This is a genomic window from Pacificibacter sp., from assembly GCF_039769035.1.
GTDB lineage: Bacteria > Pseudomonadota > Alphaproteobacteria > Rhodobacterales > Rhodobacteraceae > Celeribacter.
Window position 1 is genome coordinate 1 of the sequence record NZ_JBDMZG010000020.1, and the last position, 24872, is coordinate 24872.

The following is a 24872-nucleotide window of genomic DNA, read 5'->3' on the forward strand; positions in this document are numbered from 1 at the left end:
CAGCGCGTCGTCAAAATGATTGGCGCACGGCGCGCGCAATCCGCGGGCTCGCGACTTCACCTGCGACTGACCGGCGTTTTCGTTGCTTTGGCGCTTATTCCCACAGTCACCGTTGCGGTCTTTGCCGTTGTGACGCTGAATTTCGGTCTTGAGGGCTGGTTCTCGGATCGGGTGCGCAATGTGGTTGGCTCATCTCTGTCTGCTGCTGAGGCCTATGAGGCAGAGCACAGCAATGGTCTTGCCACCGATACGCGCAGCTTGGCCACATTCATCACAGAGCGGCGCCGGTCGGTGACGATTTTGCCCGATGGAGCGCTGCGTGAAGTGTTGAACCAAGGGCAGGGGCTGATCCAGCGCGGTTTGCGCGAGGCCTATGTCATCAACCGCGCTGGCGACATCACAGCGCGTGGTGAACGATCGTATCTCTTTGACTATGAATTGCCCTCCGACGAGGAATTGTCCCGCGCTGAAGTGGGCGAGTTGGTGTTGATCAAAGATTGGAATGCCAATGAAAGCCGCGCTTTGTTGCGCTTGTCTGGCTTTGCGGATCGGTACCTGTATGTGACCCGTGATGTGGACGGTGAAATCCTCAGCCTGTTGGACGAAACTCAAGAAACCGTTGCCCTGTACAATCAGCTCGAAAGCGAGCGTGGGCGAATGTTGTTTGAATTCGGCCTGATCTATTTGGCGTTCGCTTTGGTGCTTATCTTTGCGGCCACATGGGTTGGGTTGTGGTTTGCTGAAAGTCTTGCGCGTCCTGTCGGGCGCTTGGTGGATGCATCAAATCGCGTGAAAGACGGTGATCTAACGGCGCGTGTCTCAGAGGGCAGCGGCGACGATGAAATCGCCACCTTGGGGCGCGTGTTCAACCAAATGACCAGCGAATTGAAAGTTCAGCGCGACACCTTGTTGGATCGCAATGCTCAAATTGAGCGTCGTCGCCGTCTGTTCGATTCCGTGTTGGGATCTGTCACCGCTGGGGTGATCGCCTTGGATTCTGAAGGGCGTGTGTCGTTGCTCAATCGATCGGCTGAAGGCTTGTTGTCGATCAAAAGCGAGGATGTGACGGACGCGCCGCTCAGTGTTGCAGTGCCAGAGTTCGGGCCATTGTTTGAAGCGTTGAGAACGCAAGGCCGCGAGGTCGTGCAGGACGAGATTCGATTGATCCGCTCAGAAGCGCAAGAAAGCCTGTTGGTGCGCATCGCATTGCGGCGTGACGTTCATGGTGTCTTGGAAGGCTACGTTGTGGCCTTTGATGATGTGACCGATCTTGTGAGCGCGCAGCGTATGGCTGCGTGGGGTGATGTTGCGCGGCGGATTGCTCATGAAATTAAGAACCCGCTGACGCCAATTCAGTTGTCTGCCGAGCGTATTTTGCGAAAATTTGGCAACGGCATGGAAGAGGAAGAGCGGTCGTCTTTGGAGCAATACACTTCAGTGATTGTGCGTCAGACGGGCGATTTGCGTCGCATCGTTGATGAGTTTTCAAAGTTCGCCCGAATGCCAAGCCCTGAGCGGCGTGAGCAAGATTTGGTTGAGCTGGTCAACGGTGCCGTTTTGTTGCAACGCAACGCGCAGGTCGGGGTTCAAATTGAAACCCAGATTGATCTGGCCACCGCCGTGGCAGAAGTTGATGCAACGATGATCGGGCAAGCGCTGACAAACTTGATTAAGAACGCTGGTGAAGCGATCGAAAGTTTGCAGGAAAAAGAAGTTCCGTTTGGGTATCAGCCACGCATTCGCGTCGCCATGTCCGAACAGGATGGGCAAGCGGTGATTGTGATAACAGACAATGGGATTGGCTTGCCTGAAGACCGGTCGCGGTTGTTTGAGCCCTATGTCACCACGCGTGACAAAGGGACAGGATTGGGCTTGCCGATCGTGAAGAAAATTATCGACGAACATGGGGGCACCTTGACGCTTGGTGATGGCGTGCCTCTGGATCCGTCGGGGCGCATAGGGGCGAGTGCAACTGTGCGTTTGGATCTTTTGGATCCCGAAATTAGCTATATAAAAGAAAAACTTGCAGTGTGAGCGTGGAGTGGGAGTAAGTCATGTCTGATATTCTGATTGTCGACGATGAGCGTGATATTCGTGAACTGATCGGTGATATTTTGCGAGATGAAGGGTTTGAAACCCGACTGGCCGGCAGTTCTGACGCTTGCATGGCTGAGATCAATGACGCAGTGCCGTCACTGATGATCTTGGACATTTGGCTCAAGGACAGTGACATGGATGGGATCGATATTCTCAAGCATGTCAAACGCGAGCATCCCGATGTGCCAATTATTATCATCTCGGGCCATGGCAATATCGAAATTGCTGTCGCAGCGATCAAGCAGGGCGCTTACGACTTTATCGAAAAGCCGTTTAACATCGACCAGCTGATGGTCGTGATTGGGCGTGCAATGGAAACCTCGCGCCTGCGCAGAGAAAACACGGCACTCAAACGCAAAGACGGTGCAGACGTTGAAATGATCGGTGGCTCCGCCGCGTTCAAACAGCTGAAGTTGAACCTTGAAAAGGTCACAAAATCCAATGGTCGCGTGATGCTCAAAGGACCAGCTGGTGTTGGTAAAGAAGTCGCTGCGCGCTTTATTCACACCCATTCGGATCGCGGTGCATATCCTTTTGTTACCGTCAGCTCGGCCACGATCGAACCTGATCGGATGGAAAACGTTCTGTTTGGCAGCGAAACTCCGGAAAACGGCATCGAAAAGGGTCTGTTGGAAGAGGCCAATGGCGGCATTATCTATTTCGACGAAGTCGCGGATATGCCTTCTGGCACGCAATCGAAAATTTTGCGTGTTTTGGTCGACCAAACGTTCACACGTGTCGGCGGGTCCGAAAAGATTTCTGTCGATTTACGGGTTATTTCGTCTTCGAGCCGTGATCTTGAAGCGGAAATTGCCGCGGGTACTTTCAGGGAAGAGCTGTTTCACCGTCTGAATGTTGTGCCGATTGACGTGCCCGCTTTGGAGAAACGCCGCGAAGACATTCCACTTTTGGCTGAGGCGTTTATCGAGCAGTTTAACAAAGTGCAGGGGCTGCCCCTGCGCAAATTGTCTGAAGATGCCACTGCGATGCTACAAACGCTGGCATGGCCTGGCAATGTGCGTCAGCTTAAAAATGTGATCGAGCGGGTGCTTATTCTGGGCGACGGCACAGCTGAAATTTCAGCGGACGAATTGCCTGAGCAATCCGCACAAGGTGAAGACGATGGGCATTCCATTTTGTCACCAAGCATCGCAACTTTGCCGCTGCGCGAGGCGCGTGAGCTGTTTGAGCGTGAGTATTTGTTGACGCAAATCAATCGCTTCGGTGGTAATATTTCACGTACGGCGACCTTTGTCGGCATGGAGCGGTCCGCCTTGCACCGCAAGCTTAAATCCTTGGGGGTTGTCACTGGAAACAAGTCGGGTGGCCGTGTGGCCTATGTGCCAGAACAGGTTGATTGACCTGAAACTGGGGCAAGGGCAGGTGTTACGGGGACCGGCAAGGCGTTGACGCGCCTTGGTGAACGTGCAAACCAAGGGTTTGAAAAACAAGGGATGATGCGATGAAAGTCATCATTTGCGGCGCTGGTCAGGTTGGCTGGCAGATTGCACGTCAGTTGTCTGGCGAAAAAAACGACGTGACCGTGGTCGACAACAATCCAGATTTGGTGCGTCGCGCGACGGATACGCTTGATGTGCAAGGGATTGAAGGGTTTGCTTCATATCCTGACGTTTTGCAAAAAGCGGGTGCACGTGATGCGGATATGATCATTGCTGCGACCCATTCAGACGAAGTGAATATGGTGACCTGTCAGGTGGCCCACTCGGTGTTTGATGTGCCGCGCAAGATTGCACGTTTGCGGGCGCAATCCTATTTGACCGCGATCTATTCTGATCTTTACCGCCGCGATCACATGCCCATCGATGTTGTGATTTCACCCGAAAAAGAGGTGGCCGAGGCTGCCATGCGGCGTTTGGCGGCTCCTGCTGCCTTTGACACGCAAGCCTTTTTGGGGGGCAGTGCACAGTTGCTTGGGATTTCACTGGATGACGATTGCCCAGTTCTAAACACATCTTTGCGGCAATTGACCGATCTGTTTTCAACATTGCGCGCGATTGTGGTCGGTGTTCGGCGCGACAGAACTCTGTTTTCGCCAGATGCTGATGACCAGCTTTATGCGGGCGATGATGTTTATTTGTTCTGTAAGTCCGAAGATGTGGCGCGCACGCTTGAGATTTTCGGCAAAACCAATCGCAAGCAAGAGCGCGTGGTGATCTTGGGCGGCGGTAACGTCGGCCTTGCGGTTGCCCAAGCCCTAGAGGCGCGTACGGACCGTGTGCGAGCAAAGATTATCGAAAAGAACCGGACGATTGCGGAACATGCCGCGGACTCATTGGAGCGCACGATTGTCTTGCATGGCGACGCCTTGGACAATGAGGTTCTGACCGAAGCGGGCATTGCACGCGCCGATGCGGTACTTTGTGTGACGGACGACGATAAGGTCAACATGTTGTCCGCCGTGCGTGCCAAGCAAGCTGGCTGTGCCATGGCGATTTGTTTGGTGAATGATCCCTCACTGGTGCCTGTTTTGGATGCCTTGGATATTGACGCCCACATCAACCCGCGCGCCACAACGGTGTCTTCGATCTTGCGCCACATTCGCCACGGGCGGGTGCGCAACGTTTACTCTGTTGGCGATGGTGAGGCAGAAGTCATCGAGGCACAGGTCTTGTCCACGTCACCGCTGTCGGGGCGACGTATCCGCGATATCGAAATCCCTGAGGGCGTGTTGATTGGCGCCATTATGCGCGGCACAGACTATATGAAACCGGCAGGTGAAACACGGATCGAAGAGGGCGATGTGATCACGCTGTTCTCTTTGGCCGATGACGTGCCCGAAGTTGAACGCCTGTTGCAAGTTTCGATTGATTACTTCTAATGAACCGCTTTTCGCGCATGCCATTCTTAGTTCAACTGATGTTGATCTGTGCCGCAGCCATGCTGCTGCCCGCAATTTACGGCAGCTTGGTTGAACAGCATCTGGCAGCGCGGTCGTTCTTTTACTCAAGCATCATGTTGGCCACGTTTGCCAGCATGATCGCCATTTCGCGATTTCGCGGTCAGACGGATGTTGACCGCGAGGGCAGAACGGACCGAGATCGCGAAGGTCGCAACCAGCTTTTGGTTCTGCTCGCTGCCTATACTGTTTTACCAATTGTCTTGGCTGTTCCGTTTTCCGAAGCAATTCCAAACACATCCTTTTTCAATGCATATTTTGAAATGGTGTCGGCGCTGACCACAACGGGCGCGACTGTGTTTGAAGACCCAGATCGTTTGCCACGCACCGTGCATTTGTGGATCGCTCTTGTGGGCTGGCTCGGTGGGTTGTTTGCATGGGTAACGGCCATTGCGGTGTTGGCACCGTTGAATTTGGGTGGGTTTGAAGTGATCTCGGCGCGAGCAGCCCCCACGGGCAATGCAACGGCATCACGTGCGTCGCAAATCGTTCGCGTGGCTGCGGGACCTGAGCGGCTGTCACGTTACACGCAACGTCTGTTTCCTGTCTATTTTGGGCTCACAGTCGTGCTTTGGTTTGCCTTGGCGATGACAGGCTCTTCTCCCTTTGTTGCCCTGTGTCACGCGATGTCGACGATGGCGACCTCCGGCATTTCACCTGTGGGCGGGCTTGTCGGGGCGCAGTCAAGTTTGGGCGCAGAGATGCTGATTTTCGCGTTTATGTTTCTGGCCCTGTCACGCAAAACCTTCGCGATTGATCAAACTGGTCCAGACGTAAAACCGCTCCACAAAGATTCTGAGATGAAGATCGCCATGGCCTTGTTGATCGGCCTGCCAATCATTTTGTTTTTGCGTCACTGGGGTGGGGCGCTTGAGGTGGCCAACGAAAACAACTTTATCGCGGCACTGCAGTCGTTTTGGGGCAGCATGTTTATGGTGATGTCGTTTTTGACCACCACTGGCTTTGAAAGCGGCAGTTGGGAAGCGGCGCGCAATTGGTCTGGACTACAAGCGCCTGGCGTGTTGTTGTTTGGGCTTGCGGTCTTTGGCGGCGGCGTGGCGACCACTGCTGGTGGCGTTAAACTGCTGCGCCTTTATGCGTTGGTGCGCCATGGAGAGCGCGAGATTGAAAAGCTGATTTCGCCCAATTCTGTCGGAGGCGCTGGCGCGCGTGCACGGCGGTTGCGTCGCCAAGGCGCTTACGTCGCATGGGTGTATTTTATGCTGTTCGCGCTGACGATTGCGGTGGTGATGATGGCCTTGTCATTGTTCGGCATTCACTTCGAAGAGGCGGCAGTGTTTACTGTTTCTGCGCTGACCACAACAGGCCCGTTGGTGTATTTTGCCGCCGAAGCCCCATTGCATTACGCGGATCTTTCAACAGGCCCCAAGGTGATTTTGATGGCCACTATGGTCTTGGGACGATTGGAAATGTTGGCGATTGTTGCACTGTTGAACCCAGAATTTTGGCGCAAATAATCTGCAAGCTATGAATTGCATCAAGCGTGGTCACGATTTTTGCGGCCATTGAGGAACAAGTTCGTGTTTTAGGCGGTCTGAAATCTTGACATTCCGGTCAACATGTTGCGAACCTACCGCGAAGTGCTGCCGTCAGAGAGGCAGTTCGCAACAAAAGCGCAATAAAAAAGGCAAAAAAGATATGGCCGCCGATAAGCAAAACCTGCAAGACGCATTTCTAAACAATGTTCGTAAAGCAAAAGTTCCAGTGACAATTTTTCTAATCAACGGTGTGAAACTCCAAGGGGTGATCACGTGGTTTGATAATTTTTGTGTTCTTTTGCGCCGTGACGGACAATCGCAATTGGTTTATAAGCACGCGATTTCAACAATTATGCCGTCCACGCCCATCAGCCTGTACGACGGCGAAGAGTAAACTTTGCAAGAACATGATAAGCCGCTCACGCGCGCTTGGGTTATCCACCCTGACATTCAGTCTGATCGCAATCGGCGTGACCCCGCATCGGGTTTGGCCGAGGCGGTTTCTTTGGCTATCGCTTTGCCGTCGCTTGATACGATCGGCAGCGAGGTCGTTCGCTTGCCCAAGCTGCAACCCGGTTGGTTGTTCGGCAAAGGTAAGATCGAAGAACTGCGGGTACGTCTGAAAGAAAACGAGATTGATCTCGTGCTGATCGACGGCCCTGTGAGCCCCGCGCAGCAGCGCAATCTTGAAAAAGAGTGGGGCGTTAAACTGCTCGACCGGACGGGCTTGATCCTCGAGATTTTCTCGGATCGTGCGCGGACCCGCGAGGGTGTTTTGCAGGTCGAATTGGCAGCATTGGCGTATCAGCGCACCCGTCTTGTACGGGCTTGGACCCACTTGGAACGTCAACGTGGCGGTCTTGGGTTTGTTGGTGGTCCGGGTGAAACCCAGATCGAAGCCGACAGACGCGCCATTGATGACCACATGAACAGATTGCGCAAACAGCTTGAAAAGGTTGTGAAAACGCGTGAATTGCACCGTGCCTCGCGTGCGAAAGTGCCGTTTCCGATTGTGGCGCTTGTTGGCTATACCAACGCTGGGAAATCGACGTTCTTTAACAAGGTGACGGGCGCAGATGTGTTCGTCAAAGACATGTTGTTCGCGACACTTGATCCGACCATGCGCTCCGTCGTTTTGGAAGCCCCGCAAGGTGGCACAGATCGCGAGATCATTTTGTCCGACACTGTGGGCTTTATTTCGTCCTTGCCCACGCAGCTTGTGGCGTCATTCCGCGCGACCCTTGAAGAGGTGCTCGATGCGGATCTGATTGTCCATGTGCGTGACATTGCTCACGAAAAATCTCACGAGCAAGCGCAAGACGTGCGTCAAATTCTGAGCGATCTGGGCATCAAAGATGATGCACCGATGTTTGAGGTTTGGAACAAGATCGACTTGCTCGATTCTGATGCGCATGAGGCCCGTTTGGCCCGAGCAGAAGCCGAGGACGATAAGTTCGCGATCTCTGCCACTACGGGTGAGGGTGTGCCGCAATTGTTGGAGGCGATTTCCAGCTTTTTCGAAGAAGAGAAAATCCGCCGCGAATTTACCATCCCGTATGCGGACGGCAAAAAACGCGCGTGGTTGTTTGAACAGCAAATCTTGGAATCTGAAGAGGCGACCGAAAACGGCTATGAGGTCGTTGTTCTGTGGACGCCGCGTCAGGAAAAAGAATACCGCGAGATGTGATTTGGCACGTTAGCCAATCACGCCTTTGGTCAAGATGATATTGCCGTAAAGACGTGTTTCACCGGTTTGAACGATGATAAACGCATCTTTGGCACGGTCGTAAAAATCGAAACGCTCAAGGGTTGCAATCTTGGCGGGCGCGTCGGCTTTGGTGTCAATCAGATTTTGAAATTCCTGCACAACCGGCGGCGTGGCATTCGCGTCGCCGACCACTTGCATGGTGATGGCGGGGTCTGTGATGAAGGTATCAAGCGGCAGCAGGCTTAGGACGGCGCTTAAGGTGTCCGTCGCAGAAATCCCGTCAAGGCGTACAGAACGTTGTCCCATAGCGTCCGCCGGAAAGTTCGCATCCGCGATGACGATCGTGTCGCCGTGCCCCATGGATGCCAAGGCATGCAGAAGGTCAGGGGACAGGAGTGGAGAAATTGAGCGCAGCATGTGAAGCTTCCTAAACTTGATCTGTGGGAGGTAGACAGTGCAACGGCACGATCCACGCGGCAAGAAATATTTCATATCACGCCAAAGACTTGCCGTCGCTTCTAGTTTGCGTTTGGCAAAATGCGGGTGATCCCCACACCAGCCGCGCGGGCCAGATCAGGATCGAGGCTCATCGGCACATATTCACCACGACGCCACAATTCGCCCAAATCATCGTAATGGCGCGACAGCGGATGTCCGGACTGACCAGTCGGAATGATGAATACAGAGCTGTCAGGATCGGCAAAATCATACACGCCGCGGAAAGCTGCACCGTGCACGTTGGTAAAGGGCTGATCGCCTTTCCCAGATGTCACACCGCGCATCAATGTGTTGTCGCCGCCAGACGTGGATTGGCGAATGTTGACGACCCATTTGACGAAGGGCACGTTGCCCAACACAGGGTGCTTGTGGTCGGCCGTGTGAGCATCGCCCCAACGCAGCGATTCCAAGGCCGTGCCATAGGTTTCACCGACCCAGAGCAATGCATCGTCCAAAGCCAATCGGGCGATGTCCGAACAGGTCTCGACCGCTGCGGATTGCAAGACGTCACACCATACAGATGCCCCGTCGAGGTCGCGGTAAACGCGTTCGATGAACAAGGGTTCCACGTGGGTATAGGCGCGTGCCAAAGGCCCAAGTTCGTCGCGAATAAGACGGTCTTGCAGGGCGCGCATCCACGCGGAGTAAATCAGCGGCTCGGGCAAATGTTCGTTCATTTCGCCGTTCCATTCCGCCAACAGATTCAACGCGCGTTGACGCTGACGTTCGGGCGTGCCTTCTGGGGCGGCTTCATCTTTGAACCACAGATCCGCCGCGACAAGTGGCAGCAATGAGCGCGCCGAGAAAGACACGATGTCGTTTTGAGCCTCGATAAAGCTTTCACGCGTGTGCACCTTGCGGCTTTGCATCAGGTGCTTCCACCGTTCCACACGTTGTGTGTCGCCCCAGTGGAACGTCAGATGATTGGGGAAGGCTTCGTCAGTGGTTTTATTGTTGGTATTGCCGATGATTTCGCCCGACTGCGGCATGAACAAGGGCAGGCTTTCATAGGCACGCCAGCCTTGCCACTGGTTGGTTGTCACCCAGCCCTGAGATGGAATGCGGCCTTGGCTTTGATGCGCAACATCACGAAGCGGGGCGCGGCCAATGGTTTTTTGCGCAACGCCATCGCGGTCGGCCAAAACCAAATTGAGCGCAGGCGCGACGAAGTCTTTACCCGCCGCAAGCCCTTGGGTCACCGTATTGGCTTTCATCAGGTTCATAAGCGCAGACATAGATGTGTCGTCGGTCGCCAGTGGCGTCCAAAAGACCGACACAACATACCCGTTTGGAGTAATTGTGTTCAGGTCAAATGCTGACTGGGGCAACACGGGGCCATTGTCCGTCCATTGCAGTTTCAGTGTTTCAGGCGCTTGGTCTTTGATCCGCAAAATAGACGGCCTGCTGCGCATCTTTTTGTAGCCGTTGGCTGTTAGAACTTCGTCAGGGGCTTGAGGATTGACCTGTTCGATAAACAGGTCGGCATCATCGGTGTAGGCCGATGTGATGCCCCAAGACAGCGTTTCTTTGCGGCCCGCAATTATAAAAGGAATGCCGGGAATCGTTGCGCCGATCACGCCGCCTGTCTGCAATTCGATACGCGCCAAATACCATGCCCCGGGGGCGCTGAATCCCAAATGCGGATCATTGGCCATAAGCGACGCGCCAGATGCGGCGCGCGCAGAGGTGGCTGCCCATACGTTGGAAGCGCCGCCAAGGGGGGCTGGATTGAACCCCGCCATGGCGTAATCCACGTCAAGCTCAGGGACAAATTTTTGCGCATCAGGAAACAACGCTGCGAACTCTGGCAACACAGCTGTTGGTGTTCCTGGGGCATCAGGCAAAATGTCAACGACACGTTCGGGCGGCAGCATCAAAGAGGTGCGCGCGCGCAACACTTCCGTCGAAATATGGTCTGACAAATGCAGTGACGCCAGTTTTAAAAGCGCAATGGAATCTTGCGGTTGCCAATAGGCGATTTCGGCAGGGAACAAGAAAAACTCTGGTGCTCCGCGTCCCATAGCACCCTTGTTGACCTCGCCAATCCAAGCGTTCACGCCACGGGCATAGGCTTGCAAAGCGGCCAAAGTTTCGGGTGTTTGACGAGACGTCGAGGCGACGGCAGCCTCGTAGACGCCCAAGCGGCGCATCAGCTCATCCGTGGCTTTGGTGCGCAGGCCAAACACCTCGGACAGCTTGCCTTGCGCGGTGCGTCTGAGCAGCATCATCTGATAAAGGCGGTCTTGCGCATGGGCGAATCCCAAGCCGTAAAAGACGTCTGCGTCGGTTTCGCCGAAGATATGCGGCACATCGGCGGTGTCTCGGGCGATTTCAAGCGGGCTGGAAATACCGTCGACTTGAAACGTTGCATTGTAATCTGGCAGAGATCTGGAGCCCAAATAGTAGGCCATATAGATAGACAGGACGGCCAAGGCGATCAGACCCGTGACAATGCGAAAGAGCCATTTGAAGAAAAGTGCCATGGGCTGTGCAGACCTGCTTATTGTGAATTTGGCGGTCCTGTGCTTTAGGACTCGGGACGGGTTAAACCACATTTATACAGAGGACAAAAGCCATGGCGACAGTAGCATTTTTGGGACTTGGGGTTATGGGGTTTCCTATGGCTGGACACTTGGCGTCTGCAGGCCACGGCGTAACCGTTTTTAACCGCACATCTGCCAAAGCTCAAAACTGGGCCGAAACCCATGGGGGTGCTGCGCAAGCGACACCGCGTGAGGCGGCTGAGGGATGTGACTTTGTCATGGCTTGTGTCGGCAACGACGATGATTTGCGCTCTGTGTGTTTGGGCGAAGACGGCGCGTTTGCGGGCATGGCGAAGGGGTCGATCTTTGTCGATCACACCACGGTCTCTGCGAAAGTGACCCGCGAATTGGCAGCGATTGCTGCAGAACACGGCGTCGGCTATGTCGACGCGCCTGTGTCTGGTGGGCAAGCAGGGGCCGAAAATGGTGTGCTGTCTGTGATGTGTGGCGGCTCTGAGGCCGATTACGCCACTGCCGAACCTGTGATGCAGGCCTACGGCAAAATCGTCAAACGCTTGGGCGAGGTGGGCGCAGGCCAAACCGCCAAAATGTGCAATCAGATTGCGATCGCGGGACTGGTCCAAGGTCTGTCAGAGGCGCTGCATTTGGCGGAAAAATCAGGTCTGGATGGCGAAGCGTTGGTGGATGTGATTTCTGGCGGTGCGGCTGGCAGTTGGCAAATGGTCAACCGTCACAAAACCATGCTGGCGGGCGAATATGAACACGGGTTTGCCGTGGATTGGATGCGCAAAGATTTGGCCATTTGTTTGGAAGCGGGCGATGATGTTGGCGCAAGCTTGCCTGTCACTGCTTTGGTCGATCAATTCTACAAAGATGTGCAACAAATGGGCGGTGGCCGTTGGGACACTTCTAGCTTGATGAAACGCCTCAAAGCTTTTGAATAACGTCACGTGTCGGCTGCCCCGACGCCGACGGGGCAGCGACTTTCTTATAGTGTTTTGGCTGGGCTGCGATTACGTTGTTTCACATGTTTAAGTATGGAAATTGGTATGTTTGAAAGTCTTCGCGCACTCTTTAAGAAGCCTGAACCCTATAAGACGCCCTTGCCAGAGGCCGATGCACAACATGCAATGGGGGCGCTTTTGGTGCGCGTGGCCAAGGCCGATAAGACCGTGCTTTTCGAAGAAATCAAAGTGATCGATCAAGTTCTGAGCAAGCGCTACGGCTTGAACCCAGTCGAGGCCTCTAAAATGCGTGCGTCCTGCCAGTTGCTGGAAAGCGAAATGCCGGACACTGAAGAAATGACGGAACTGATGAAGGACACAATCAGTGTGGAAGAGAAAGAAGCCACATTGATTGCGCTTTGGAGTGTCGTTTACGCCGATGGTGTCAAACATGCGCACGAAGACGCGCTGCTGCATCAAATCGAAGCCTTGCTTGGCGTTTCGCCTGAACGTGCCATCGAGCTGCAGGCTGCGGCACAAAGCTAGGACAAGACCGCAGCCGATACACCTTTCGTTGCTTAACATTGAACCACCGCTGCGCATTCCAATCTGTTCGCGCACCTGTTATGATGCGTTCAAATACAGGAATTTTTTGACATGGCCGAAAAGAAATCATCAGGTCGCGGTGCACGCGATCTGCGGGTGAAAGTGAAATCCGCACGCGGGCGCAAGTTGTCGTCGACGCTCTGGCTCGAACGCCAGCTGAATGACCCCTATGTAAAACGGGCGCAATCTGACGGCTATCGCGGACGTGCGGCTTATAAGATTTTGGAACTTGACGACAAATTCCGCTTTCTTGTGCCGGGTGCGCGGGTGGTGGATTTGGGCTGTGCCCCAGGTGGTTGGTGTCAGGTTGCGGTCAAACGCGTGAATGCATTGGGTGAGAAATCCGGCAAGCGCATTGGTTATGTTCTGGGTGTCGATTTGCAAGAAGTCGAACCGATTGCAGGCGCCGAAGTGCACCAACTTGATTTTATGGAAGATGACGCTGACGTCAAAACCAAGAAATGGCTCGGCGGGCGTGCAGATGTTGTGATGTCTGACATGGCGGCGTCGGCCTCTGGGCATAAACAGACCGATCACTTGCGCATCATCGCGCTGTGTGAAGCGGCGGCGTATTTTGCGTTTGACGTGTTGGACGAGGGCGGCACTTTTGTGGCCAAGGTTCTGGCTGGTGGTGCAGAGGGCGATTTGCAAAAGTTGCTTAAGCAACGTTTCACCAAAGTGATGAATGTAAAACCGCCAGCATCGCGGTCTGACAGTTCTGAAAAATTCGTCGTGGCGACGGGCTTTAAAGGCTAAAGCGATGGACGGTTGGGCGCGTATTGGTGTGGGTGACATCGGCGTTGCCTTGGATCCCTCCATTGGCAACATTCGTGCGTTGACGGTTTCTGGCCGAGACATTCTGCACACGGCACATTGGGTCGGAACAGACGCAGCAGTGCATGCGGATGCCCAAGTCGATGAACATCTTGCAGGTGATTTTTTCTGCGCGCCGTTTGGCGGGGCAGGCGTCGACGGTGTTCCCCCGCATGGCTGGACCGCCAATTCCAATTGGTCCGCCGTTTTGCGTGCAGAAAACGAAGATATGGCGGTTCTTAAGCTCGCGTTGGACCGCGATGTGTTTGGCGCGCGGATCACCAAGGAATTGCGTTTGGTTGCGGGTCAATCCGTTCTCTATCAGATCCACACAATTTCTGGCGGGCAGGGCGATTTGACCTTTGCGCATCATCCGATGCTGCGAATGTCAGCCGGTGGCCATGTGGGGTTTTCCGCCAAAAAGGCCGCAATAACACCCGGCGAACCACTCGAACTTGCACATCGCTTTGCCTATCCTGCACGTGCGACTGATCTGTCCAAGTTTCCTGCTGCAGATGGTGGGAGTGTTGATTTGCACAGCTATCCTGTCGAAACAGGCCACGAAGACTTTGTGACGCTGGTTGAGGCCGAGGACAATGACTTTGGCTGGACGGCCGTTACGCGCTTTGCCGAAGATGACATTGTTTTGATTCTCAAGGACCCACGCACAGCGCCGATCACGATGCTGTGGCAGTCCAACGGCGGGCGCGGTTATGCACCATGGAATGGGCGTCATGTTGGTGTGCTCGGGGTCGAAGATGGCTGTGGGGCAGGGGCTGCAACGATTGCGCAGGCTGCGTCAGGCAATCCAATTGCGGATGAAGGTGTTACGACCACTTTGACGTTGCACCCAGAGCAAACCACCCAAGTGCGCCACGCCATTGCTGTGGTGCCGCGCCCCGAGGGATGGGCCGGTATTCAGGATATAGCGCCCTCTAAGGCTGGATTGACGTTGACGTCCTTGGCTGGTGCTCAGATTGAAGTGCCGTTTGACCTCGTTTTCTTTGGCAATTGAATTGCCGACGGCATTTATCATATTTTTCCCGACAAAATTTAGGTTTGCATTGGACAAGGTTGCATTGATCTGATTATCTCTCTTTCGAAATGGTATACCAAATATGCGCCTTTGAGAGCAAAACTTGATATGCCCTTTTCGAAAGGGAGGAACCATGAACTTAGAACAACGCCTGAACGGCAAGACTGTTGTGATGACGGCGGCAGGTCAGGGGATCGGACGCGCCTCTGCCGAACGCATGGCCGCAGAAGGCGCGCGGGTGATTGCCACCGATATCAACGCTGATGCTGTGGCTGATCTGTCCAAGGTTGATGGCATTGATGCGCGTGTTCTCAATGTGCTCGACGGCGATGCCGTGACAGCTTTGGCGCAAGATCTTGGCGCTGTGGACGTGCTGTTCAACTGCGCTGGAATCGTGCATTCGGGCGATCTTTTGAGCACGCCTGAGGACGATTGGGACCTTGCGTTCAATCTGAATGCTAAAGCGCAGTTCCGCATGATCAAAGCCTTTTTGCCTGCGATGCTGGAAAACGGCGGCGGCTCTATCATCAACATGTCGTCTGTCGCAGGGCCCATCACAGGGCCTGCCAATCGTTTGGCCTATAGCGCCTCGAAAGCGGCTGTTGCGGGCATGACGCGGGCGATTGCCACCGATTACGTCACCCAAGGCATTCGCTGCAATTCGATTTGCCCCGGCACTGTCGACAGTCCGTCACTGCATCAGCGCCTGAAAGAGACCGGCGATTACGAGGGGGCGCTTGCCGCCTTTATCGGTCGCCAGCCTATGGGACGTATTGGCAAACCTGAAGAAATTGCAGCTCTCGTGGCCTATCTTGCATCAGATGATTCAAGTTTCACCACAGGGCAAGAACATATCATTGATGGCGGTTGGACCGCATAATTGACTGAAATTTAGGAGAAAAACTATGAAACTTGTACGGTACGGCGCGCGTGGTGCTGAAAAACCCGGTATGATCGACGCGGATGGCGCCTTGCGCGATCTGTCTGGTCACGTGGCTGACATTGCGGGTGAGGTTCTGGTGAACCTCAGTTCTCTGAAAGATATCGATCCTGCGTCGCTGCCGTTGGTTGAGGGCAACCCACGTTATGGCGCATGTGTTGGCGGCACGGGCAAATTCATCTGTATCGGGCTCAACTATGCAGATCACGCGGCTGAATCTGGCATGGCTGTTCCGCCAGAGCCTGTGATCTTTGCCAAATACACCTCCGCGATTTGTGGCCCCAACGATGACATCATCATTCCGCGCGGGTCTGAGAAGACCGATTGGGAAGTTGAGCTTGGGTTTGTGATCGGTAAAACCGCCAAATATGTGTCTGAAGAAGACGCCATGGATCACATTGCAGGCTTTTGCTTGATCAACGATGTGTCCGAGCGTGCGTATCAGACGGAACGGTCTGGTCAGTGGTCTAAGGGCAAGTCTTCTGACAACTTCGGCCCGACCGGTCCATGGTTGGTCACGCCAGATGAAGTCGGCGATTTCAATGACTTGCACATGTGGCTTGATGTAAATGGTGAACGCGTTCAAGACGGGTCATCGGCCACAATGGTCTACAAAGTTCCATTCTTGTTGTCGTATCTGTCGCAGTTTTTCACGCTGCATCCAGGCGATATCATCTCAACCGGTACGCCTCCTGGTGTTGGTATGGGCTTCACACCGCCACGTTATCTTAAGGCTGGCGATGTGGTTGAGCTGGGTATCGAAGGTCTCGGCGTACAAAAGCAAACCTGTGTGAACGACGCTTAAGCCGATCACATTGAATCGACTGACTTAGAAAATGAAAACGCCGCCCTCTATTAGGGGGCGGCGTTTTCGTTGTGTCAGCGCGCGGTCTTAAGCCGCTGGTGTTGTCAGTTCACCGGACCGAATTTGCTCTTCCTCGATGCTTTCAAACAGGGCACGGAAGTTGCCTTCGCCAAAGCCCTCGTCGCCTTTGCGCTGAATGAATTCGAAGAAAATCGGACCGATCACGGTTTTTGAGAAGATCTGCAGCAAAATCTTGGTCATCCGGTCGCCGTGGGTGTCGTCGAACACGCCTTCGCCGTCGATCAAAATACCGTGCGGCTTCATGCGCTCGATGGGCTCAGAGTGGCCGTTGACGCGTGTTTGTGACAAGTCGTAGTAGGCGTCTGGCGGACCTGGCATGAATTTAAGACCGTTCTCGGCCAGTTTGTCGGTGGAATCGTAAATACCATCTGTACCAACGGCGATGTGCTGGATGCCTTCGCCTTTGTATTTGTGCAAATAGGCTTCGATCTGGCTTTTGTCATCCGTGCTTTCATTCAAAGGAATACGGATTTTGCCACAAGGTGACGTGATCGCGCGGCTGATGAGGCCTGTCAATTTGCCTTCGATGTCGAAGAAGTGGATTTGCGTGAAGCCAAAAAGTTCGCGGTAAAAGTCCCACCAAGTGTCCATGTTACCGCGGAACACGTTGTGTGTGAGGTGGTCAAGGTAGTAGAACCCAAGGCCCTCAGGTTTTGGATCTACTTCGCCAATCCAATCGAATTCTGCCGCGTAAGCGGATCCAGTTTCACCATATTTATCAATGAAGTACAAAAGAGACCCGCCGATGCCAACGATCGCTGGCACATCCATAAGTTTGCCGTCACCCTCGTAAGGTGTCGCGCCTAGTTTCACGGCGTGATCAAAGGCGTGTTGCGCATCAACAACGCGCCATCCCATGGAAGGGGCGCATGGGCCGTGATCTGCGATGAAGTGAGCAGCGTGGGTGCCGCGCTCAGCGTTCACGATGTAGTTGATGTCGCCTTGGCGCCAAACGGTGATGTTCTTGGTCTTGTGTTTTGCAACGGCTGTGTAGCCCATCTGCGCAAACAACGCTTCAAGCTTTTCGGGTTCTGGGTGTGCGAATTCTACGAATTCGAATCCATCCGTACCAGCGGGGTTTTCAGCAGTGATTTGTGCGCGGGGCGTGTCGTGTGGAAAAGGTCCCATGGTGCTATCCTTTGTGCATTGTTTTCAGAAATATAGCGCATGAGGCCTGCAAGAAGGGTGCAAACTGTGTGAAGTATTGCGAAAGTTTGCATGATATGTGCATAATGACGTCAAATAATGAACGGATTGTGCCGATGGATGTCTTTGATCGAAAAATATTGGATGCTTTGCAGCTAGATGGCCGGCTGACAAATGCTGAATTGGCGGATGTGGTGGGGCTGTCTTCGTCGCAATGTTCGCGTCGTAGAACGCAATTGGAACAATCGGGCGTGATCTCGGGGTATTCTGCGCGCGTCGATCCGCAAAAGATCGGCATCTCCTTCACCAGTATGATTTCTGTCACACTGTCCAACCACAATGAAGCCAACGCCGAAGACTTGCGTAAGTTGCTGAAATCAAATCCAAAGGTGTTGGATGCTTACGCGCTGACCGGCGAAATGGATTACCATATCAAAGTGGTCAGCGCGGACTTGGAAGACCTGTCCGACTTTGTGAACACCGTGCTGTTGCGCCACGAGGCGGTGCAAAATGTGCGCACGTCTATTGCGTTGGGGACGATCAAATCCTCAACGGTTTTGCCGCTTGATCGTGCTTAAACGGCGTTAGGGTTTCACGGCGTCTGGGTGGGCCGCTTGAAAGGCTGGATGCGCGTCACAGGCGGCTTTGATCGCGACAATGCGTGGGCAGTGGGCGTAGCTTACGCCCCAACGATCCGCGTTATACAGCTGTGGCATCAAACAGATATCTGCCAGCTTCGGTTGATCGCCATCACAAAACGATGTGGTGGGAAATGAAGCCAACAAAGCCTCAAACGCCTCAAGCCCTGGGCCCATAAACCGTTTTATCCAGCCTTCGCGGGTGTGCGCGCCGTTGTCTGTAGCGTATTGCATCACCGACAAGTTGCACACAGGGTGCACGTCCACGGCAATGGACTGGGCCAAAGCGCGGTGTTTGGCTTTTTCAATTGGCGCATGAGGAAGCAACTCTAAGTAACGGTTATCATTCAAATATTCAAGGATCGCCAAAGATTGCGTGAACCTTTGCCCGTCTATGTCGAGCACTGGAACCAAGCCTTGCGGATTGCGATCCAGATGTTCGGGTGACTTGTGATCCCGCTCGATCAAATTGACCGAAACGGCAGTGTAAGGGATCCCCGCTAAATTCAGTGCAATGCGGACGCGGTAGCTGGCGGATGAGCGCCAGTAATCATAGAGGGTCACGGTGGTCATTTCTGTGCAGCCTTTAGTGCGGCGCGCAATGTGTCGCGGTCGCCGATGTGATTTGCCAAAATCAAGATGAGCCGCGCATTGAACGCGTCACTTTCATCTTTGCTTAGATCAGCATGCGCGCCCAACAGTTCATCATAAAACGCGTCCGTATCGGAGATGTTTGGTTTTAAGTTCAGGGTCATAGCGTTTCCTTTGCGAGGACCGTGTTCATAGCCGCTGTCAAATGTGCCGCATCAAATTTTTCCCAACGCGCTGCAACATGTTGATCGGGGCGGATCAGATAGACGCCCGCGTCACATGCGCCCAAATAGCGTGATTTCAATGCGTCTGACGGCGTATCAATGATCAGGGTTTCAATTTCGATGCCGTCAACGGAGATGCCAACAGGGGCCTCGGTATTGAGGGCCAAAACTGTGAAATGATTGCCCAAATTTTCAAGCAGATACCCGTCCTTGTAAGGCGCATCAGGACAGCTCGCACCTACGCGCGTTCCGTCTGGCCCGCCAAGGGCGTCATGACCGTTCAAGCTTAGGCCATCATACACACAAGGCACTGACAGGCGTCCAGAGTTGACCATTGGGCGGGCAAAATCATGTGTTTGCGCAAGGGTCAAAACAGCATTGCGGAAGATTTTGCTCATGTCCGACTTTGGGGTCATGAAATCTGTGGACCGTGTGGAATTCAGGATGTTTTCATCCGCCCCATAAGAGCGTTCCTCATTATAGCTGTCGAGCAACGCATCGCCCGCGAAGCCTTTGAGAACGAGATCCAATTTCCACGCTAGATTGTCTGTGTCTTGCACGCCAGAGTTGGCCCCGCGTGCGCCAAAGGGCGACACCTGATGCGCCGCATCACCGGCAAAGAACACGTTGCCATGACGGAATTTATCCATGCGTTTGCACTGGAATGTATAGATCGACGTCCATTCCAGTTCATACTCGGGCACCGTTCCAGAGTGCTTTTCGAGCATAGCATCCACGCGGCGGCGAATATTAGCAGGGTCCAATTCTTTGGCACGATCAATGTCCCAGCCGAGCTGAAAATCAATGCGCCAAATGTCGTCTGGCTGCTTGTGCAACAGCGCAGATTGCCCAGCGCCTTCAAAGGGTGGCTCAAACCAAAACCAGCGTTCCGCAGGGAATTCGGCGGTCATTTTAACGTCTGCAATCAGAAAGTTATCTTCGAAGATGCGTCCGTCAAATCCAAGTCCCATCATTTCGCGCATAGGCGATCGCGCCCCGTCACAGGCGATGACATAATCGGCCTCAATTTGGTACGGCCCGTCTGGCGTATCCACATCAAGGATCGAAACTTCACCGTGCGAATTGATGCCAGTGACCCGATTGCGCCCACGAATTTCAATGGGCGCGCCATCTTTTTGGGCGCGGCGCACGGCTTCGACCGCGAATTTTTCAAAGTATGGCTGCTGCATATTCACAAAGGCAGGAAACTTGTCGCCATCTTCTGGTTGCAGGTCAAAATTGAACACGGGCGCATCCCCGTGGAACACGCGGCCCACGTTCCAAACCACACCTTTATCGGCAACAGCATCGCCAAACCCAAGCCGGTCCGAGATTTCCAACGTCCGTTTGGAAAAGCAGATCGCGCGCGAGCCTTGGCCGACGCCCTCATGGTCATCAAGCACCAAAACCGGCGTGCCCAAACGCCCCAAGTCAAGCGCCATAGCCAAACCGATCGGCCCACCGCCAACCACCACAACAGGGTGACGGGCAGGGGGTAAATCTTGGGCTGGTACCTTTTCGTAAGGGTACAGTTTGAATGCTAAGTCATATCTGACATCAACCATAACAGACGCCTCCTCCCTGAGTGTCGTTTTGAAACGTTGGGTTAACCTTGCAGGTCAGCCCACATCGCCAAATCGCGTTCCGCTGTCCACACGCGCGGGGTGTCTATGCCACGCGCTTCGTCATAGGCGCGGGCCACGTTGAACGGCAGACAGTGTTCATAGATGGCGTAGTCTTTGAACTTTGGATCACAGGCTTCGCGCACCGCATCCCACGCTTCTTTCAAGCTGCCACCACGGGCCGCCACACGTGCCGCTGGTGCATATGTGCTGTCGACGAAATCGCGCGTGCTGTTGATGGCGCGGGCCACGGCTTCCTTGCCGATCAGCGCACCACCTCGGCCAGGCGCAATGGCATCGAGATCAAAGCTGGCAATGTTATCAAGGGTCAGGCCCCAATCCGCAAAGTGGCCATCGCCGCAGTAGCACGCAGAGTGGTCTTCCACGATATCACCCGTGAACATCACGTTTTCATCGGGCACATGCACGACGATATCGCCTGCCGTGTGTGCACGACCAAGGTGCATCAGGTCCACGCGACGTTTGCCCAAATACACGGTCATGTCGTCAGAAAATGTGGTGGTTGGATATGTCAGACCCGGAATGGACTCGTGCCCTTCAAACAGGCGCGGGAAGCGTTGGAACTCGGAATCCCAGTCTTCTTGACCGCGTTCCACCACCATCGCGCGTGCTGTTTCGCCCATGATGATTTGATCCGCGCCATATGCCGACGCGCCCAGCACGCGTACGGCATGGTAATGTGTCAAAACAACGTGACTGATCGGCTTGTCGGTCACTGTACGTACACATTCGATAACCTTTGCGGCCAAACGTGGTGTGGCTTGCGCTTCGACGATCATCACAGAGTCGTCGCCGATGATCACGCCTGAGTTTGGATCGCCTTCTGCGGTAAAGGCGTATAAGCCTTCACCAACCTTATCAAAGGTGATTTTCTTTTCTGTCATGTCCCCTTGGGATGCGAATGCTTTTGCCATGTTGTGTGTCCTTAAACAGGGAATTTGAGAGCAGGAAGAATGGTGCCGGTGCAATCACCAAACCCGATGGTGTAGCCGTCGCCACGTGCTGCGCCGCGCAGGGTCAGCGTGTCGCCATCTTCGATAAATCCACGGGTCTCGCCTGTGTCCAAAGTGAAGGGCTCGCGGCCCGCCCAGCTTTTTTCCATCAAAGACCCGTATTCATCCGGTGTCGGGCCAGAGATTGTCCCAGACCCCAGCAAATCGCCTGATGACATGCCGCAACCGCCCACAGCGTGGTGGCACAGTTGTTCAGCGGCGGAATAATACATGCGGCTGTAGTTGGTTTTGGCCAATGACGTCGGTTTGTCTGCGCCCTCAGGCTGCATCAACACTTCCAACTCGATGTCGTACAAGCCGTCTTTGGTGCCATCTAAGTATGGCAAAAGCTCTTTTTCGCGCTCAGGTGTCGGTGCGCGAAAGGGCTCAAGCGCCTCAGCTGTGACAATCCAAGGGCTGATCGAGGTGCCAAAGGCTTTGCCTTGGAACGGGCCTAGAGGTTGGTATTCCCAGCCTTGGATATCCCGCGCGGACCAGTCATTAAGCAGCACATAGCCAAAGATCATCTCATCCGCTTGATCAACGGTGATCGGCTGGCCCATATCGCAACCTGTACCCACGATAGCGCCCATTTCCAGCTCAATATCCAAACGCTTGGAAGGGCCAAAGCTTGGCACTTCGGCATCTGGTGCTTTCATCTGGCCATTGGGGCGGCGAATGTCTGTGCCTGAGATCACAACACTAGAGGCACGGCCATTGTAGCCTACAGGGATATGCAGCCAGTTGGCAGGCAGATCAGGTGAACCGCGCAGGATCGCGCCCATATTGCGCGCATGCTGCGCACCGGCGTAGAAATCGGTGTATTCTGACACCGCAAGGGGCATGTGCAATGTGGCGTCAGCTTGGGCTACCAAAAACGGTTCTGCGTCGGCTTGGTCTTTTGAGCCTTCCGCCAAAATCTCGGTCAGACGCGCGCGGAATGTGGTCCATGCGGTGGGCCCCATTTCCATCAGGTCATTCCAGTATGGCACATCAAAAATGTCACCAAAGCCGATGATCCCAGCCTCTTGCGCAGCTTGCACATCCAAAATCATATCGCCAATGGCCACGCCGCAACGCGGATCATCGTCGCCCACGGAAAACACGCCGTAAGGCAGGTTATTGAGTGGGAACGGGTGGTTGGCTGTATTGGCGGAGCTCACCCAGCTTTTCAAAAGTGTCATGTGCGTTCTTTCTATTGATCAATCATGTGGGGCGTCCCCCATCGTCTGGTGTCAGTGTTATTTCTTGCCCGGTGTGCCGTCGAATTTCTTTTCAATGTCGCTCCAGCAATCGATGTAATCATCTTGCAATGGCGCTTCATTGGCGGCGAAGGCGGTCAGGTGTTGCGGGAAACGGGTCTCGAACATGAACGACATAGTGTTGTCGAGCTTCTCAGGTCCAAGGTCGGCGTTAGAGGCGCCTTCAAAGGCGTTTTTGTCAGGACCGTGCGGCAACATCATATTGTGCAGGCTGATGCCTCCGGGGATGAAGCCTTTGGGTTTTGCGTCATAGATACCATAGATATTGCCCATCAACTCGGACATCACGTTCTTATGGTACCACGGTGGACGGAAGGTGTCTTCTGCCACCATCCAGCGTTCGCGGAACAAAACGAAATCGATGTTCGCGGTACCTGGTTGGCCCGAGGCTGCGGTCAGAACCGTAAAGATAGACGGATCAGGGTGATCAAACAGGATCGAACCCACAGGGCAATAAGTGCGCAGGTCGTATTTCACCGGTGCGTAATTGCCGTGCCATGCGACCACATCCAGCGGGCTGTGACCGATTTTTGTCTCGTGGAACTGCCCGCACCATTTCACAGTTACAGTGCTGGGGACTTCGCGGTCTTCAAAGGCCGCCACAGGCGTTTTGAAATCGCGGCGGTTGGCCATACAGTTGGCACCGATCGGACCGCGTCCCGGCAATTCAAATTTTTGACCGTAGTTTTCACAGACAAACCCGCGCGCAGAGCCGTCCAGCACTTCAACACGATACACAAGACCGCGCGGCAAAATGGCGATTTCTTGTGGTTCGATGTCGATGATACCAAGCTCTGTGCAAAAGCGCAGGCGGCCTTCTTGCGGGACGACCAAAAGCTCAGAATCCGCGCTGAAGAAATACTGATCCACCATCGATTCTGTGACCAGATACACATGTGTCGCCATGCCGACTTGCGTGTTTACATCCCCCGCCGTGGTCATGGTGCGCATGCCTGTGATCCAGTTGAGGGGCTGATCTGTGTGGGGCACAGGATCCCAACGATATTGACCCAAGCTGATCACATCAGGGTCCACATGTGGCGCAGAAATCCAATAGGGCATGTCGATTTTTTCAAACCGATGCGTGTGCTTCACAGAAGGCCGAATACGGTAACACCATGTGCGCTCGTTTTGGTGGCTTGGGGCTGTGAACGCTGTGCCAGACAACTGCTCGCCGTAGAGCCCGTAGTTGCATTTTTGCGGGCTGTTCATGCCTTGAGGCAAAGCGTCGGGCAGGGCTTCTGTTTCGAAGTCATTTCCAAACCCGGGCATGTAGCCCGCGTTGGGGCCTTCCAAGCTTGGGGCTTGCGTCATCGTGATCGGAAATTCTGGCGATGTCATGCTGTGTCCTCGTCTAGTGTGTTGAGGATTGAATATTAGTTGAAAATGTAACTAACAAGCGTTACTTTCAAAAAATGACACATAATTCTGATTTCGATATTCGCGATTTTCTACCTTACATTTTGGCCCTCTCCGCCGAGGAGGCCAGCCTCGGGTTCCAACAGTTATATAAGGACCGCTACGGCATGCTGCGCACCGAATGGCGCTTACTGTTTCATTTGGGGCGATACGGCGATCTTACTGCAAAAGACGTCTGCGCCCGTGCACGCTTGCACAAAACAAAGGTCTCCCGTGCAGTCACCGCCCTTGAACAAAAACGGTTCGTCAAACGCACAGAAGTCCCGACGGATCGCAGGCATGAATTGCTGAGCCTGACACCACAAGGCACAAAGGCATTCGAAGATCTTTGCGACGCAGCCAAACTGTATGATCGGAAGTTGCTGGAAGGCTTTTCCCCTCAAGAACAGACTTTGCTCAAAGATTATCTCAAACGCTTGGCGCGCCTTTAACGCCCATTGTGATGGGGGCGTCCTCGATCGGAGAAACGAAAGCCAGGTCCGTGTGAACGGCCAGAGTGTTGAGCTCTG

The 24872-nt window shown here is 54.1% G+C and carries 23 protein-coding genes; 14 read left to right on the forward strand and 9 right to left on the reverse strand.

Going from position 1 to position 24872, the window contains the following annotated elements; all coding sequences use genetic code 11:
• From ABF287_RS01300 to hflX, 6 genes are all read left to right on the forward strand, one after another.
• On the forward strand, positions 1 to 2034 hold a 2034-nt coding region (locus ABF287_RS01300; RefSeq protein WP_347183218.1), incomplete at its 5' end, for a PAS domain-containing sensor histidine kinase.
• 20 nt (positions 2035 to 2054) lie between these two features.
• Positions 2055 to 3458, forward strand: a complete 1404-nt coding sequence (locus tag ABF287_RS01305; protein WP_347183219.1) for a sigma-54 dependent transcriptional regulator — start codon at positions 2055 to 2057, stop codon at positions 3456 to 3458.
• 101 nt (positions 3459 to 3559) lie between these two features.
• Positions 3560 to 4936, forward strand: a complete 1377-nt coding sequence (gene trkA / locus ABF287_RS01310; RefSeq protein ID WP_347183220.1) for a Trk system potassium transporter TrkA — start codon at positions 3560 to 3562, stop codon at positions 4934 to 4936.
• The gene (locus ABF287_RS01315) at positions 4936 to 6492 is read left to right on the forward strand and encodes a potassium transporter TrkG (protein ID WP_347183221.1); all 1557 of its coding nucleotides are present in this window, start codon (positions 4936 to 4938) and stop codon (positions 6490 to 6492) included. Before trkA ends, ABF287_RS01315 begins: the two co-directional genes overlap by 1 nt.
• Before the next feature lie 181 nt (positions 6493 to 6673).
• Positions 6674 to 6907, forward strand: a complete 234-nt coding sequence (gene hfq / locus ABF287_RS01320) for an RNA chaperone Hfq (RefSeq protein WP_085849467.1) — start codon at positions 6674 to 6676, stop codon at positions 6905 to 6907.
• Positions 6908 to 6910: 3 nt separating this feature from the next.
• A complete protein-coding gene (hflX, locus tag ABF287_RS01325; RefSeq protein ID WP_347183222.1) occupies positions 6911 to 8200 on the forward strand; it encodes a GTPase HflX in 1290 nt (429 codons plus the stop codon).
• A 9-nt stretch (positions 8201 to 8209) separates the two neighbouring features.
• On the opposite strand, the gene ABF287_RS01330 is transcribed toward hflX, so the two are convergent.
• Together ABF287_RS01330 and ABF287_RS01335 are read right to left on the reverse strand one after the other, a co-directional pair.
• Positions 8210 to 8638 carry an RbsD/FucU domain-containing protein gene (locus ABF287_RS01330; RefSeq protein WP_347183223.1) on the reverse strand — a complete coding sequence of 143 codons (429 nt, stop codon included), beginning with the start codon at positions 8636 to 8638 and terminating at the stop codon, positions 8210 to 8212.
• Positions 8639 to 8739: 101 nt separating this feature from the next.
• On the reverse strand, positions 8740 to 11202 hold the full coding sequence (locus ABF287_RS01335; protein WP_347183224.1) for a penicillin acylase family protein: 2463 nt from the start codon (positions 11200 to 11202) through the stop codon (positions 8740 to 8742).
• A gap of 92 nt (positions 11203 to 11294) precedes the next feature.
• On the opposite strand from ABF287_RS01335, the gene ABF287_RS01340 reads away from it, so the two are divergent.
• The 6 genes from ABF287_RS01340 (at position 11295) to ABF287_RS01365 (ending at position 16367) form a co-directional block, all read left to right on the forward strand.
• Positions 11295 to 12167: an NAD(P)-dependent oxidoreductase gene (locus ABF287_RS01340; protein WP_347183225.1), complete on the forward strand. Its 873-nt coding sequence runs from the start codon at positions 11295 to 11297 to the stop codon at positions 12165 to 12167.
• A gap of 105 nt (positions 12168 to 12272) precedes the next feature.
• Complete coding sequence (locus ABF287_RS01345; protein WP_347183226.1) at positions 12273 to 12713, forward strand: TerB family tellurite resistance protein; 441 nt, start codon at positions 12273 to 12275, stop codon at positions 12711 to 12713.
• A 111-nt stretch (positions 12714 to 12824) separates the two neighbouring features.
• Positions 12825 to 13529, forward strand: a complete 705-nt coding sequence (locus ABF287_RS01350) for an RlmE family RNA methyltransferase (protein WP_347183227.1) — start codon at positions 12825 to 12827, stop codon at positions 13527 to 13529.
• A gap of 4 nt (positions 13530 to 13533) precedes the next feature.
• A complete protein-coding gene (locus ABF287_RS01355; RefSeq protein ID WP_347183228.1) occupies positions 13534 to 14601 on the forward strand; it encodes a hypothetical protein in 1068 nt (355 codons plus the stop codon).
• 154 nt (positions 14602 to 14755) lie between these two features.
• On the forward strand, positions 14756 to 15502 hold the full coding sequence (locus ABF287_RS01360; protein ID WP_347183229.1) for an SDR family oxidoreductase: 747 nt from the start codon (positions 14756 to 14758) through the stop codon (positions 15500 to 15502).
• Positions 15503 to 15527: 25 nt separating this feature from the next.
• Positions 15528 to 16367: a fumarylacetoacetate hydrolase family protein gene (locus ABF287_RS01365; RefSeq protein WP_347183230.1), complete on the forward strand. Its 840-nt coding sequence runs from the start codon at positions 15528 to 15530 to the stop codon at positions 16365 to 16367.
• 87 nt (positions 16368 to 16454) lie between these two features.
• Here the strand turns inward: ABF287_RS01365 and hppD are convergent, their stop codons facing one another.
• On the reverse strand, positions 16455 to 17576 hold the full coding sequence (gene hppD, locus ABF287_RS01370; protein WP_347183231.1) for a 4-hydroxyphenylpyruvate dioxygenase: 1122 nt from the start codon (positions 17574 to 17576) through the stop codon (positions 16455 to 16457).
• Positions 17577 to 17680: 104 nt separating this feature from the next.
• On the opposite strand from hppD, the gene ABF287_RS01375 reads away from it, so the two are divergent.
• Positions 17681 to 18172: an Lrp/AsnC family transcriptional regulator gene (locus tag ABF287_RS01375; RefSeq protein WP_347183232.1), complete on the forward strand. Its 492-nt coding sequence runs from the start codon at positions 17681 to 17683 to the stop codon at positions 18170 to 18172.
• A gap of 6 nt (positions 18173 to 18178) precedes the next feature.
• Here the strand turns inward: ABF287_RS01375 and maiA are convergent, their stop codons facing one another.
• Genes maiA through hmgA form a run of 6 tightly spaced genes read right to left on the reverse strand, consistent with a single transcriptional unit; the run spans position 18179 to position 24258 of the window.
• Complete coding sequence (gene maiA, locus ABF287_RS01380) at positions 18179 to 18805, reverse strand: maleylacetoacetate isomerase (protein ID WP_347183233.1); 627 nt, start codon at positions 18803 to 18805, stop codon at positions 18179 to 18181.
• Positions 18802 to 18987: a DUF2783 domain-containing protein gene (locus tag ABF287_RS01385; RefSeq protein ID WP_347183234.1), complete on the reverse strand. Its 186-nt coding sequence runs from the start codon at positions 18985 to 18987 to the stop codon at positions 18802 to 18804. The genes maiA and ABF287_RS01385 overlap by 4 nt, the downstream gene beginning before the upstream one ends.
• On the reverse strand, positions 18984 to 20612 hold the full coding sequence (locus tag ABF287_RS01390) for an FAD-dependent oxidoreductase (RefSeq protein WP_347183235.1): 1629 nt from the start codon (positions 20610 to 20612) through the stop codon (positions 18984 to 18986). The genes ABF287_RS01385 and ABF287_RS01390 overlap by 4 nt, the downstream gene beginning before the upstream one ends.
• A 41-nt stretch (positions 20613 to 20653) precedes the next feature.
• Positions 20654 to 21604 carry an MBL fold metallo-hydrolase gene (locus ABF287_RS01395; protein WP_347183236.1) on the reverse strand — a complete coding sequence of 317 codons (951 nt, stop codon included), beginning with the start codon at positions 21602 to 21604 and terminating at the stop codon, positions 20654 to 20656.
• 11 nt (positions 21605 to 21615) lie between these two features.
• A complete protein-coding gene (gene fahA, locus ABF287_RS01400) occupies positions 21616 to 22866 on the reverse strand; it encodes a fumarylacetoacetase (protein ID WP_347183237.1) in 1251 nt (416 codons plus the stop codon).
• Positions 22867 to 22923: 57 nt separating this feature from the next.
• Positions 22924 to 24258 (reverse strand): homogentisate 1,2-dioxygenase, encoded by a 1335-nt coding sequence (gene hmgA, locus ABF287_RS01405; RefSeq protein ID WP_347183303.1) that lies wholly within the window; start codon positions 24256 to 24258, stop codon positions 22924 to 22926.
• 101 nt (positions 24259 to 24359) lie between these two features.
• Here hmgA and ABF287_RS01410 point away from each other — a divergent pair, with 101 nt between their 5' ends.
• The gene (locus ABF287_RS01410) at positions 24360 to 24794 is read left to right on the forward strand and encodes a MarR family transcriptional regulator (protein ID WP_347183238.1); all 435 of its coding nucleotides are present in this window, start codon (positions 24360 to 24362) and stop codon (positions 24792 to 24794) included.
• Positions 24795 to 24872: the final 78 nt, after the last annotated feature.